The organism is Niallia oryzisoli, from assembly GCF_036670025.1.
GTDB lineage: Bacteria > Bacillota > Bacilli > Bacillales > Cytobacillaceae > Bacillus_BD > Bacillus_BD oryzisoli.
Genome location: NZ_CP137640.1, coordinates 1,379,398 through 1,392,022 on the forward strand (window position 1 = coordinate 1,379,398; position 12,625 = coordinate 1,392,022).

A 12,625-nucleotide genomic window follows, 5' to 3' on the forward strand; every position below is an offset into this window, starting at 1 on the left:
ATTTTGACAGCATTTTGGTAATAATGAATGATGATAGCCCTTAATTTAAAGGAGTTAAAAGATGAATGAGACAAAATTTGAGCGTTTCAACTTGAAACCGTTTATTATAGAAGCTGTAAAAGAACTTGGCTTTTATGAGCCGACTGAAATTCAAGAAAGAATTATCCCTACTGTATTAAAACATGAAAGTGCAATCGGTCAATCGCAAACAGGGACAGGTAAGACACATGCGTATGTACTGCCGGTTATTCATAGTATTGATCCGGCACGTCAGGAGGTTCAGGCCATTTTTACTGCACCGACAAGGGAATTGGCCTCACAAATCTATCAAGAAACATTAAAAATTGTTCAGCATAGTCCCGAGGGTCAGGAAATATCTGTCCGTTTATTCATTGGCGGTACGGATAAGCAGAGAACTATAGAAAAGTTAAAGACACAGCCGCAAATTGTTATTGGTACTCCAGGAAGAATTAGTGATTTAGTAAAAGAGCAGGCATTAGTTGTACATACTGCCACTATGCTTGTAATTGATGAAGCAGACATTATGCTTGATATGGGATTTCTCACGGATGTAGATTACATTGCTGCAAGGATGCCGCAGAATTTACAAATGCTGATTTTCTCTGCCACCATTCCGGAAAAGCTAAAGCCATTTATGAAGAAGTATTTGGAAAATCCAAAATATATTCATATTGAGCCAAAGCAGGTGACAGCTGCTAAAATTGAGCATTATTTGCTACCGGCAAGGCACCGCAATAAGCTTGTATTGGTTCATCAGGCATTGCTTCATTTTAATCCGTATTTAGCGATTGTTTTTACAAATACAAAGAAAAAAGCAGATGAGGTTGCGGATGGGTTAATGGCCAAAGGTTTAAAGGTAGGCCGAATTCATGGAGATTTAGCACCGCGTGAGCGGAAAAAAATGATGAAGCAAATTATGGATTTAGAGTATCAATACATCGTTGCGACTGATTTAGCAGCGCGCGGCATTGATATTCAAGGGATAAGCCATGTGATTAACTATGAGCTTCCGTCGGATCTTGACTTTTATATCCATCGGGTGGGAAGGACAGCTCGAGCCGGCTATTCCGGTATTGCTCTAACGATTTACGAGGATTCCGATGAGGATGCGCTAAACCGTTTAGAGAAAATGGGCATTGAATTTAAAAATGTAGATTTTCAACATAAAGAATGGGTTGAATTGGAAGACCGAAACAAGCGGAAAAAGCGAAAAAAGCAAGTGGATGAAATCGATTTAAAAGCAAAATCTCTATTCCAAAAGCCGAAAAAGGTAAAGCCTGGCTATAAAAAGAAAATCCAGCATGAAACAGAAAACTTTAAGAAGAGACAAAAGAGAATACAGAAGAAAAAGTAAGAGCAAGGGGAGAGCGAAATGTTAAAAATTGGTTCTCATGTATCAATGAGTGGAAAGAAGATGCTTTTGGCTGCGAGTGAAGAAGCTGTATCGTACGGCTCTAATACGTTTATGATCTATACTGGTGCACCGCAAAATACAAGAAGAAAAAAACTAGAAGACTTAAATATAGAAGCCGGGAGAAAACATATGGAGGAAAATGGCATACATGAAATTATTGTACATGCTCCATATATTATTAATATTGGGAATGCGGTAAATCCAGCTACATTCGAACTTGGTGTGAACTTTTTGCGGACAGAAATTGAGCGTACCGAGGCAATCGGGGCTGCTCAAATTGTTCTGCATCCGGGTGCTCACGTCAAGGAAGGAGCAGAAGTAGGAATTAAGAAAATCATCGAAGGCTTAAATGAAGTGCTAACGGGAAATGAAAACGTCCAAATTGCACTTGAAACAATGGCCGGAAAAGGCTCTGAGTGTGGCAGATCTTTTGAAGAATTAGCGATGATCATTGATGGGGTTACACATAATGATAAGCTTTCTATCTGTTTTGATACTTGCCATACGCATGATGCTGGCTATAACATTATTGAGGATTTTGATGGAGTATTGAACGATTTTGATCATATTATTGGAATTGATCGATTAAAGGTGCTTCATATTAATGACAGTAAAAATGAACAGGGGTCAAGAAAAGACCGTCATGAAAATATTGGTTATGGTCATATTGGCTTTAAAGCATTAAATTATGTTGTTCACCATCCTCAGTTAACAGAAGTACCAAAAATTCTCGAAACTCCATTTGTCGGTGATGATAAGGATAATAAAAAACCGCCATATAAGCATGAAATCGCGATGCTGCGGAATAAAACCTTCAATGAAAATTTACTCCGTGATATTGTAAATGAAGCCTAAAAAAAGCGGCCAGGCACGAGACTTCTTGTGCCTGGTCTTATTTATTTCATTAACTCTAACAGCAGACGATTTACTTCCTTGGCTGTCTCCACGCCCGCTGTTCTAGCAATTTCTTTAATAAGAATAGCTCGCTCTTTGTCATCAAATATATTCACTTGCCTGCCTCTTAAGTATTTAGCAATTTGGGCAGCTTGTGACTCGGATATTGAGATTTTAAATATATTTGCATATCTCAATAATTCCTCTTTTGTAATGGTATTTATTTTATGATTGATGATGTTAGCAAAAATCTTCATGTCATCACTCCTCTATTGATAAAATATGTTTAGCGTGAAGGAAGCGTGACAGCAAGATACTATGGAAAGTAAAGAGATTTCGGCTTTACTTTTAATCGCAGTTCTTGTATACTCTAAATCGGAATGATTTCGGAATTCGGGTGATGAAATTGAGTAAGGAGTTAATTATTCAGATTAGCGGACTTTCATACCGCTATGAAAAGGAATATGTTTTAGAGGATATAAATCTTTCTGTTCAAAAAGGTTCTTTTCTTGGAATTGTCGGGCCGAATGGTTCCGGAAAATCTACCTTGTTAAAGCTCATACTAGGGCTTTTAAAAACACAGCAAGGTGAGATTAAACTGTTTAATGAGGAGATCAGCCGGTTTAAAGAATGGGAGCGGATAGGCTTTGTTTCACAAAAAGCAAACTCATTCAATACAGGTTTCCCTGCTACTGTCTATGAAGTCGTTAAAAGCGGGTTGACGAAAAAAATCGGCTTATTTCATCATTTTAAAAAGGAAGATCAGCAAACCATTCTAGAAGCGGTCGATTCAGTAGGGCTTCTTCCTTTTTTAAAGCGAAATATCGGCGAACTGTCAGGAGGCCAGCAGCAGCGGGTGTTCATTGCCAGATCCCTTGTCAGCAAACCGGAACTCTTAATTCTAGATGAACCGACTGTTGGTGTTGATGCACAAAATGTCCGTTCTTTTTATGACATGCTCGGTGATTTAAATAAAAGGCTCGGTATTACCTTAATGCTGGTAACACATGATATTGGAACGATTACGGATAAAGTGACGCATGTAGCTTGTTTAAATAAACATCTGCATTTTCATGGCAATACTCATGAATTTGAAGAACAAAATAAAAATGGCTTGGCGGCATTTTATGGTTATGACCTCCATTTATTAACACATGAACATGCTCATGGACATGAACATGGAGGTAGATAGTCATGATTGCAGGTATGTTTCAATATGAATTTTTACAAAATGCCTTTCTTACGGGAATCATTATTGGCATTATTGCCCCGCTTATTGGTGTATTTGTTGTGGTCAGAAGGCTCTCATTAATTGCAGATGCTCTTAGCCATGTTACACTTGCGGGGATCGCAGCAAGTCTTTTGCTTGAAAAAAAGTTTTTGCCTGCCGGGTCCTTAAGCCCGATCTATATGGGAATGGTATTTTCCGTTGCAGGCTCTTTGTTTATTGAAAAGCTGAGAACGGTTTACAAGCAGTATCAAGAATTGGCTATACCGATTATTCTATCAGGCGGTATCGGGTTAAGTGTTATTTTTATTTCTCTTGCGGATGGGTTTAATACAGATCTTTTCAGTTATTTATTTGGAAGTGTTTCAGCGGTCAGCAGAGCTGATTTATGGCTGATCTTTATCATAAGCATATTTGTTGTTGCCATTATTTTTCTATTATACAAGGAATTATTTTTAATTTCTTTCGATGAGGAACATGCAAAAGCTTCTGGACTTCCAACGAAAGGACTGCATTTAATTTTTATTATTATGGTTGCGCTTGTAATAGCAGCATCGATGAGAGTGGTTGGAGTACTGCTTGTGTCAGCGCTGATGACTTTACCTGTTGCTGCAGCGATTCGCATCGCCAAAGGCTTTAAACAGACGATATTCTATTCCATTCTATTCGGTGAAATTTCGGTTGTAGGCGGATTATTCATCTCGTATTATCTTGACTTGGCTCCTGGTGGAACGATTGTTATGATCTCGATCATAATCTTGATTCTGTCCATTTTAGTAAAAAAGTGGATGGTATAAAGTATAGTATAAAGGGGGAGAAGCAGGATGAATGTTGATCAAGCGATGACGATATTGAAGGATAAGGGCTATAAGCATACAGGCAAAAGAGAAGAAATGCTCCAGTTATTTGCTGATCACAATAAATATTTAACAGCAAAGGATGTTTTGGATAAACTTAAAGATCAATATCCAAGTTTAAGCTTTGACACCATTTATCGTAATTTATCACTTTTTGTTGAATTAGGAATAGTTGAAATGACAGAGCTGTCAGGGGAAAAGCACTTTCGTCTAACCTGTTCCCATCATCATCATCATCACCATTTTATTTGTCTGGATTGTGGGAAAACGAAGGAAATTGAAACTTGCCCCATGAATATTCTTACAGATAATTTAAAAGGGTATGATATATCTGGTCATAAATTTGAAATATACGGCCGTTGTCCGGATTGTTTAGCAGGAGTCCAAGTGTAAAAAAAGGGTTTGTCCATGGGACAGCTCCTTTTTTTTATGTCTGAATAAACCAGTAGAGTCAAACATTGTTATAGTGAAAATGTTGTTTCAGTACACAATAATAAATGTCTTATCGATGAAATCCTGTTAAAGGGTAATTAGATGAGGCAGTCCAAGCTTTGAAAATGGACAACAAAGCATGAAGAGAGCGGGGGATCATAATGGCAGATCTAGACCCAAAAGATGTAGAGAAACAAAAAGAACAAAATGACGGCCAGCTGTATGGTGTAGATAATTTTGGAGAACAGAACTATCGGGAAGAAACAGCGGCTGAAATTGCAGCACCGACACCGATAAGGGTAAACCAGCGCACAAATGAGCAAAATAATGCTCAAACAAAAGAAGGCGGTACAGGCATTGGTTTAGCTGCAATTGCTCTGTCCATCTTATCATTGTTCGTGTTTCCGGTTCTATTTGGGGCTGTAGGTATTGTTCTTGGTTTTATTGCTCGTGCTAGAGGAGCAAAAACGGGTACTTGGGCGATTACCATTGGAGCTATTTCTCTTATTCTCGGGATGTTCATCCTCCCGTTTTTCTGATAAAGCGGTTAGCGCCTGATAATAAAAAAGAAGAAGCCTTATACAATTTGTACGAGGCTTCTTCTTTTATATCCAAATTACATTTTCTGCTCTAGTGCTTGTTTAGCAAAATATTCCTCTGCAATTTGATCGATTTCTTTTTTTAATTCCTCTACAAGTTCAGCTTCCGGAACCTTTCGGACAATTTCCCCTTTACGGAATAACAAACCTTCTCCGCGTGCGCCGGCGATACCGATATCAGCCTCACGAGCTTCTCCTGGACCGTTAACAGCACAGCCAAGAACAGCCACTTTAATCGGGGCTTTAATTTTTTGAATGTATTCTTCTACTTCATTTGCAATACTGATTAAATCAATCTCAATTCTTCCACAGGTTGGACAAGAAATAAGTGTTGCAGCATTTGAAGATAGACCAAATACTTTTAACAATTCTCTGGCAACTTTTACTTCTTCGACAGGATCGGCACTTAATGAAATTCGGAGTGTATTCCCAATCCCTTTGCTTAAAATTGCCCCTAACCCGGCAGCACTTTTGATTGTACCGGCGAATAATGTTCCTGATTCAGTAATACCAAGGTGAAGTGGGTAATTAAATGCTTTAGCCGCCTTTTCATAGGCTTCAATCGCTAGCGGAACATCGGATGCTTTCATTGACACGATAATATCATGAAAGTCTAAATCCTCGAGAATTTTGATATGATGGAGAGCACTCTCAACCATACCGTCAGCAGTAGGATAGCCGTATTTATCTAAAATTCTCTTTTCCAGTGAACCCGCATTTACTCCAATGCGAATTGGGATCCCTTTCGCTTTTGCTGCATTTACAACAGCTTCAACCTTTTCGCGTTTGCCGATATTACCAGGGTTGATACGGATCTTGTCTGCGCCGCCTTCAATGGCCTTTAAGGCAAGCTTGTAGTCAAAATGAATATCAACCACAAGAGGAATATGGATGCGTTTTTTTATTTCTGAAATGGCATTTGCTGCTCTTTCGTCTGGACATGCTACCCGTACAATTTGACAGCCTGCTTCTTCAAGCCGGTGAATTTGGGCCACTGTTGCTTCAACATCATGTGTTTTTGTTGTCGTCATACTTTGGATAAATAACTCATTACTTCCGCCGATCGTTAAGTTTCCAACTTTTACGGGCCGGGTTTTCGTTCGATGTATGATTTCACTCAATGGTGATTCGCTCCTTTAATAAATATTCATTCCTAAATAACATATTGGTTATGAATGGAGATTAGATTTTGAAAATAAAGTGTGGGGCTTTAAAAGATACCGCAGCCGCCACTCATTATTTTACAAGACTATTTTTATTGTAGCAATGAACATGGGAAATTGACAAGGAAGTTGATGGGAAGAATCTTTCCAGAACATGCTGATAAAGTTATTGTTCTTTCGGGTATGTTGGAAATTTATAGACCTTTCCTTGTTGAATCTCCTGGGGAGAAACACCATTGTTTAACTCTTTAAAATCAGCTATTACTTCTGTTATTGGCACTGAAATAGAATCATTAAGATGATTTTCAAGGATAGATATAACTGTGTCACCTGCACCCACTTTTTCTTCAAAGTAAGGCCGAGCTTCTTCCCGGCTCGATTCCGAATCTGTGCTCATTTTGGAAACAGCTGTTTCCTTTATCATATTTGCAGGAAGAGTACCTTGGCTTAAGTCATAGTAGACGGAATATAAGATAATAATGGCAATGATTACTCCGACTAACCGCTTCACATTTCTTCCTCCCAGCTATTATTTAATACCATTTGTATGCTTATCCAAGATCTAATAGAACAAATGTATCCGTTTAGGAAAATATACCTAAATTAATAAAATCCTTACTATTCTTTTACAAAAATTTAATAGTATTTTGTGATAATGAGGAAAGAAGAACTAGCAGGAGGTTATTTTGTGGGTAACAACATGAGAGGATTTCATAAATTAAATAGGTCCCCAATAAACTTTAAACGATTATATGATGACATATCATCTAAATTTACATTACAGACAAGATTGTTATTCGTTTTTCTAAGCCTATTAATCCTTACTGATTCAACAGTTTCATACATATCATATATAAAATCAAAAGAAACAACGATTTATTTAATGGAAGAACGTTTGAAGAAAGAGGTAACGAATGTTTATGATTTAGCACAGAGTTTAATGCTCTTATACGTAGGAGATAATGAGAAGTTTATTTCAGAAATGAATAGGATGATAAAAAAACATGAAGCAAGTCTTGCTAAGGATGGTCTGCACGGAGATTATTTTCTTATTACAGATAAGGGTGCAGAACCTTTCATGATTAGTCGCAATACCTCAATTAAATTTAACAAACAGACAATAAATTTAATTAATAATAAAAAAGACGGAATTATTCATGATAATGTAAATGGTGAGATGTACTCTATTTCTTTTAAGGAAGTACAGGAGTTAAAAGGAATATATACAATAGCCATTCCTCAAAAACAATATTTGCAAAACCTGAATGAAATGGCACGAGACATCATATTGGTTTCCGTTATTAGCGTAATTGTGACGTCGTTTATCATTATCTTATTAGTAAGGGGTCTAACTCTTCCGCTATCCAACCTGCGTGAAGTAATGAAAAAGGTGAGTGAAGGAAATTTAGAGAATCACGTTGAGGCGAAGACAACAATACCTGAGATTACATCACTTGTTAAGAGTTTTAATGCCATGATCTCTCAAATGCAGGGATTGTTAGTTAATATAGCTTCGACAACAAATGATTTAACGAAAACAGGTGAAAAACTTAAAGTAACATCTAGTGAAGTAATAGAAGAAAATGAACAATTATTTTCGGCGATTCGTATCGTTAAAGCAGGGGCAGAACAAACGGTAAGCAGTTCAGAGGATAGTATTGAAAAGTTTCAGAACATGAAAGAATCCACTAATCAAATATTTGACCGCATGAATAGGATGATTCAAAAAGCAGCAAGTATGAATGAAAGTGCAATGGAAGGAGACCGGAATATTGGTGAAATGGTACGTGCAATTGAAGGTTTTAAATTAGAGTTTAAAGATATCTCAGAAACCGTACGATCTGTTAAGGTTCATTCTAAATCTATTGCTAGTGTTGTTACCATAATTGAGCAAATAGCAGAGCAAACCAAACTATTAGCATTAAATGCTGCCATTGAGGCTGCAAGAGCTGGAGAAGCTGGAAAAGGCTTTGCAGTAGTGGCTCATGAGGTTAGAAAATTAGCTGATCAATCATCTTTAGCCACTAAGGAAATTTCAAAAACTATTGAGACAATGGAGGTAATTTCTTTTAAAGCAGCAAATGATTTTGATGAAATGTTAATTAATTTAGAATCAAAATTTATTACTGTAGAAGAAAGTAGAAAATCGTTTGATGTTTTAATGAGAGAAATTGAAGAGGTTAGTGGTATGATAGAAAACAGTCAAAAACAGCTTTCTTTACTAAATGAGACACTTCCGACAATGGAATCGGCTACAGAGAATTTTGTTTCTATTTCTCAGCAAACTTATGAAAGTTCAGAGCATATGTTAAATGCCTCAGAGCTGCAGCAGGCCAAAGTCAAAATGAATCAGGAAGAAGGAAATAGACTGATAGAGTTGTCAAATTTACTAAAAAGACTGACAAATGAATTCCAGTTTAATAGTTAAGTATGATATATATTATTGATTTTTCTGGGGCATGTAAGCTATACTTTGGATAATGTACAGAACTGGAAGAGGGGAGACAAGTGGCAAACAATTGGTCGGAGGAAAATCTTATCTCGATACGGGAAAGAGCTTACTTGCACCTGAAAGATCTTATTCTTGAAGGGGAATTAAAAACAGGAGATCGGTTAGTAGAAAGAGAATTGGCAGAAAAGTTAAATATTAGCCGTACACCAATACGTGAAGCTTTGTTTCGCTTAGAATCACTTGGCTTTGTAAAAACAGTTCCCCGAAAAGGTGTAATTGTTGCAGATATTACTGAAAAAGAAATACTAGAGGTATTTACCATTCTTTCTTCTTTAGAGGTCTTAGCGGCAAAATTAGCAGTACAAAAATTAGACGAAGAGACAAAACAGAGATTCCAAGCCAGTATCGAAAAAGTAGAAAACTACTTGAAAGATAACAACAGTACGGATTATTCTGCCCTACATAATGAATTGAATGACCTTTTATATCGTTCTGCTAAAAATACGAAGCTTTTTGAAATGTTAAGTGGATTATCAGATTATATTCGGGCTTTTGCTAAGACCGGATATCGTAAAGAAGGAAGACCAGAACAGTCCATGAAGGAACATATCGAAATTATGAAGGCGATCATAAATCAAGAAACAGAAATGGCGGAATATCTCACAAAAATCCATATTGAAAATTCTAAAAAAGCGTATATTGATGCAGTTAATCGTGATAAAAATGATTAACAAATAAAAAAGAAGAGTCTACCTCTTCTTTTTTTGTTTTGAAACATACGTTGGAAAAATATATGTAAGAAAATCTTCCAGGAAAACATACAGGTTATTCCTATTGTCGTATACTTAAAGAAATTAATTTTATGTATGACAAATTCTTTCATAAAAAGAAAAGGGTATAAGAATCACCTGGAGGGAGGGAGAGGTGACTCTCATACGTTAAAAAAATACTTAGTAAAAATAATATCAAATATAGGGTTTTGTGACAACAGATAATTTTCAAAATATTTAATTTATAAAATTTTCAAAATTGTTGTACAATACATTAATTTAATGATATATTATTTTCAATACGTCTATAGTGAAAAGGAGGATGGTCGATACATTTACAATAAATGTTGGGAGGAGCGTGAAATGGAAAGAGGGGGAATGGCAAATAGCCGATTTTCAAAGGATCTTATTTTTTATTATTGGTATACAAAATACGAAATGGTAAATACAAAAATAAAGATCTTTGAAAAGTAGTTAGCAATTATAAAATTTGACTTTGGAGGGAATATATGGAACTAACTTTAGCACATTGGTTGTATGTAGTGGTCACGGTTTCTGTTATATTGACAATGCTATTAAGAAAAGGCGTTGTTCTACCAACACTCATTGGAACTTTCATAGTTGCTGCAACTTACAATGGCAGTATAATCTCTGGCTTTCAAGCAGTTTTTAACGCTAATCTAGTAGCAGCTAAAGAGCTTTTTAATATATTCCTAATTATCTCAATCATGATTGCGCTACTTAATTCATTAAAAGACTTAGGAGCAGACAATAAAATGGTAGCTCCTTTACAGAAGATCATGGTGAATGGTCATGTATCCTATATCATTTTAATGGCGGTAACCTATATTATATCGCTCTTTTTCTGGCCAACTCCAGCTGTTCCGTTAGTCTGTGCTTTATTAGTACCGGCAGCAGTAAAGGCAGGTTTACCAGTTATGACTGCAGCAATGGTTGTTTGTATCTCTGGTCAAGGGATGGCCTTATCATCTGACTATATTATGCAGGTTGCTCCAATGATTAGTGCAAAGGCTGCAGGTATTGAAACAGCTGCAGTATCTGATAAAGTTTTAATTCTTTCTTTAATAACAGGATTCAGTGCACTTGTAATCGTTTACTTAAAAGAACGCAAAGGAATTAAATCAACTTCTAAGACAGAAGTTACGACTACGCAAGAAGGACAAGCCTTTTTGGATGCTGCAAATGAAATGGCTGCAACAATTGAAGATGGCCCGAAACTGACTAAAGATAAACAAAGATGGGGAAGCCTGTTTGCTGTTCTTGTACCGTTATCAATGCTGGCTATTATGATTTTTATGTTCCAAGCTAAAGTAAGCGGCGGTTCCGGGTTAGAAGGTGGAAATGGTGCTGCCTTAATCGGCGGGGTAGCCGTGATCCTATTGATTTTGGCTACCATTGCATTTAACCGCTTACATGCATTTGAAAAAATTAGTGAGCATTTGACAGAAGGATTTTTGTTTTCATTCAGAGCTATGGCACCTGTTATTCCAATCGCTGGTTATTTCTTTATGGGAAGCTCAGACTTTTCACCGGCTATCCTTTCCTTAGGTGAAAATGAGCCTGTACCTGGATTCCTTTTTGATTTGATTCAGGCAGGACAAGATTATATTCCGCAAAGTCCATTTATTGCTGGATTTGGGATATTAATAATTGGGTTAATTACTGGTATTGACGGATCAGGCTTTGCAGGACTGCCGTTGACAGGCGCTTTATCCGGTGCATTGGCGAACGGCGGAATTGATGCTGCCACACTTGCTGCTATTGGTCAAATGGGTTCTGTGTGGTCTGGCGGAGGTACAATTATTGCTTGGTCGTCACTTGTTGCAATTGCAGGATTTCTTCAGGTATCTCCAATGGAGCTGGCAAGAAAGAATTTTATTCCCGTCATAATTGGACTAAGTATTGCGACAGTGGCAGCGGTTCTAATATGGTAAAAAAAACAGGGATATTCCCTGTTTTTTTGCCATATTCAAGTATGCTTTTGGAAGAATGAATCATAAGGAAAAATAAAATTGAGGAAGTGAAGGGATGCAACAGATAAGAGTAGGATTAGTAGGAATTGGGCGATTAGGCACCTCTCTTGTTAAACAATGGGATCAAATGAAGAAAGCAATTGGTGTTTATCATCCAGATACATTAAAGCTTGACCAATTTTGCCAGTCATATGAAAATAGTTATCCGATTAATAAAAGGGAACTTGAGAACTTGGATGTTATCATTCTTGCTCTTTCTGCAGCAGGCATCATCCCTTTTATTTCATCTCTCTTGGCAGAGGATATATCTTTAGGAAATACTAAAATTGTGAATATGGCAACAGCCTTATCGACAATAGAGATATGTAAAAAGTTTCCTTTATTGAATGTTTATGGTGTTAAATATATGGGACACTCAAGGGATCTTTTGGAAAACGGTGATGGGCTTTTTATTTCAGAGACAAGTCTGCCTACACAAATCGAGGAATACTTTTCAAGCATTGGTAGAATTAAACTCGATACTGAGGAACGATTGATTGAAGTAAATACATTGGCAACTTATTATGCAGCAAAAGCTGCAATCGAATTGGAATCAATTTTTGCCAAAAAAGCCTTGGACCCGGAGTATGCTGCAAGAGCATTAACATCAATTGCCCCTGAAGTGATCCGTTCCTACAGTAACGGGACACTTGGACATTTTGCTAAGGAGATTGTAAAGGAATTGCAAGGCACAAAAGCAGAATAATTGGAGAGAGGCTATGATAAAAGAAAACCCGGAGAAAACAAAAATTTTTCTCCGGG

General features: G+C 36.9%; 13 protein-coding genes. 10 read left to right on the forward strand and 3 right to left on the reverse strand.

Annotation, left to right across the window (positions count from 1 at the left end):
* Positions 1–61: 61 nt before the first annotated feature.
* Both R4Z09_RS06860 and R4Z09_RS06865 read left to right on the forward strand, forming a co-directional pair.
* Positions 62–1,375: a DEAD/DEAH box helicase gene (locus tag R4Z09_RS06860; RefSeq protein WP_338451594.1), complete on the forward strand. Its 1,314-nt coding sequence runs from the start codon at positions 62–64 to the stop codon at positions 1,373–1,375.
* Positions 1,376–1,393: 18 nt separating this feature from the next.
* Positions 1,394–2,290 (forward strand): deoxyribonuclease IV, encoded by an 897-nt coding sequence (locus R4Z09_RS06865; protein WP_338451595.1) that lies wholly within the window; start codon positions 1,394–1,396, stop codon positions 2,288–2,290.
* Positions 2,291–2,331: 41 nt separating this feature from the next.
* Here R4Z09_RS06865 and R4Z09_RS06870 read toward each other — a convergent pair whose 3' ends face one another.
* On the reverse strand, positions 2,332–2,586 hold the full coding sequence (locus tag R4Z09_RS06870) for a DUF2624 domain-containing protein (RefSeq protein WP_338451596.1): 255 nt from the start codon (positions 2,584–2,586) through the stop codon (positions 2,332–2,334).
* A 149-nt stretch (positions 2,587–2,735) separates the two neighbouring features.
* On the opposite strand from R4Z09_RS06870, the gene R4Z09_RS06875 reads away from it, so the two are divergent.
* The 4 genes from R4Z09_RS06875 to R4Z09_RS06890 all read left to right on the forward strand — a co-directional run bounded on the left by R4Z09_RS06875 (position 2,736) and on the right by R4Z09_RS06890 (position 5,385).
* Entirely contained in the window at positions 2,736–3,521 is a 786-nt protein-coding gene (locus tag R4Z09_RS06875; RefSeq protein WP_338451597.1) for a metal ABC transporter ATP-binding protein, read from the forward strand.
* A 2-nt stretch (positions 3,522–3,523) separates the two neighbouring features.
* The gene (locus R4Z09_RS06880) at positions 3,524–4,354 is read left to right on the forward strand and encodes a metal ABC transporter permease (protein ID WP_338451598.1); all 831 of its coding nucleotides are present in this window, start codon (positions 3,524–3,526) and stop codon (positions 4,352–4,354) included.
* 27 nt (positions 4,355–4,381) lie between these two features.
* Complete coding sequence (locus R4Z09_RS06885; protein ID WP_338451599.1) at positions 4,382–4,807, forward strand: Fur family transcriptional regulator; 426 nt, start codon at positions 4,382–4,384, stop codon at positions 4,805–4,807.
* A 200-nt stretch (positions 4,808–5,007) separates the two neighbouring features.
* The gene (locus R4Z09_RS06890; RefSeq protein ID WP_338451600.1) at positions 5,008–5,385 is read left to right on the forward strand and encodes a DUF308 domain-containing protein; all 378 of its coding nucleotides are present in this window, start codon (positions 5,008–5,010) and stop codon (positions 5,383–5,385) included.
* 77 nt (positions 5,386–5,462) lie between these two features.
* Here R4Z09_RS06890 and ispG read toward each other — a convergent pair whose 3' ends face one another.
* The gene (ispG, locus tag R4Z09_RS06895; protein WP_338453216.1) at positions 5,463–6,557 is read right to left on the reverse strand and encodes a flavodoxin-dependent (E)-4-hydroxy-3-methylbut-2-enyl-diphosphate synthase; all 1,095 of its coding nucleotides are present in this window, start codon (positions 6,555–6,557) and stop codon (positions 5,463–5,465) included.
* Positions 6,558–6,774: 217 nt separating this feature from the next.
* Positions 6,775–7,119, reverse strand: coding sequence for a hypothetical protein (locus R4Z09_RS06900; RefSeq protein WP_338451601.1), 345 nt, complete (start codon positions 7,117–7,119; stop codon positions 6,775–6,777).
* 177 nt (positions 7,120–7,296) lie between these two features.
* On the opposite strand from R4Z09_RS06900, the gene R4Z09_RS06905 reads away from it, so the two are divergent.
* The 4 genes from R4Z09_RS06905 to R4Z09_RS06920 all read left to right on the forward strand — a co-directional run bounded on the left by R4Z09_RS06905 (position 7,297) and on the right by R4Z09_RS06920 (position 12,569).
* Complete coding sequence (locus R4Z09_RS06905; RefSeq protein WP_338451602.1) at positions 7,297–9,036, forward strand: methyl-accepting chemotaxis protein; 1,740 nt, start codon at positions 7,297–7,299, stop codon at positions 9,034–9,036.
* A gap of 80 nt (positions 9,037–9,116) precedes the next feature.
* Entirely contained in the window at positions 9,117–9,791 is a 675-nt protein-coding gene (locus R4Z09_RS06910) for a GntR family transcriptional regulator (RefSeq protein WP_338451603.1), read from the forward strand.
* Between the two features lie 548 nt (positions 9,792–10,339).
* Positions 10,340–11,785, forward strand: a complete 1,446-nt coding sequence (locus R4Z09_RS06915; protein ID WP_338451604.1) for a hypothetical protein — start codon at positions 10,340–10,342, stop codon at positions 11,783–11,785.
* A 94-nt stretch (positions 11,786–11,879) separates the two neighbouring features.
* Positions 11,880–12,569, forward strand: a complete 690-nt coding sequence (locus R4Z09_RS06920; RefSeq protein ID WP_338451605.1) for an NAD(P)-binding domain-containing protein — start codon at positions 11,880–11,882, stop codon at positions 12,567–12,569.
* Positions 12,570–12,625 lie beyond the last annotated feature (56 nt).

What these genes read in the sequence shown, in the direction of transcription:
- R4Z09_RS06860 (WP_338451594.1), top strand. Translation starts at nt 62, where the DNA reads ATGAATGAGACAAAATTTGAGCGTTTCAACTTGAAACCGTTTATTATA.
- R4Z09_RS06865 (WP_338451595.1), top strand. Translation starts at nt 1,394, where the DNA reads ATGTTAAAAATTGGTTCTCATGTATCAATGAGTGGAAAGAAGATGCTT.
- R4Z09_RS06870 (WP_338451596.1), bottom strand. Translation starts at nt 2,586, where the DNA reads ATGAAGATTTTTGCTAACATCATCAATCATAAAATAAATACCATTACA.
- R4Z09_RS06880 (WP_338451598.1), top strand. Translation starts at nt 3,524, where the DNA reads ATGATTGCAGGTATGTTTCAATATGAATTTTTACAAAATGCCTTTCTT.
- R4Z09_RS06885 (WP_338451599.1), top strand. Translation starts at nt 4,382, where the DNA reads ATGAATGTTGATCAAGCGATGACGATATTGAAGGATAAGGGCTATAAG.
- R4Z09_RS06890 (WP_338451600.1), top strand. Translation starts at nt 5,008, where the DNA reads ATGGCAGATCTAGACCCAAAAGATGTAGAGAAACAAAAAGAACAAAAT.
- R4Z09_RS06915 (WP_338451604.1), top strand. Translation starts at nt 10,340, where the DNA reads ATGGAACTAACTTTAGCACATTGGTTGTATGTAGTGGTCACGGTTTCT.
- R4Z09_RS06920 (WP_338451605.1), top strand. Translation starts at nt 11,880, where the DNA reads ATGCAACAGATAAGAGTAGGATTAGTAGGAATTGGGCGATTAGGCACC.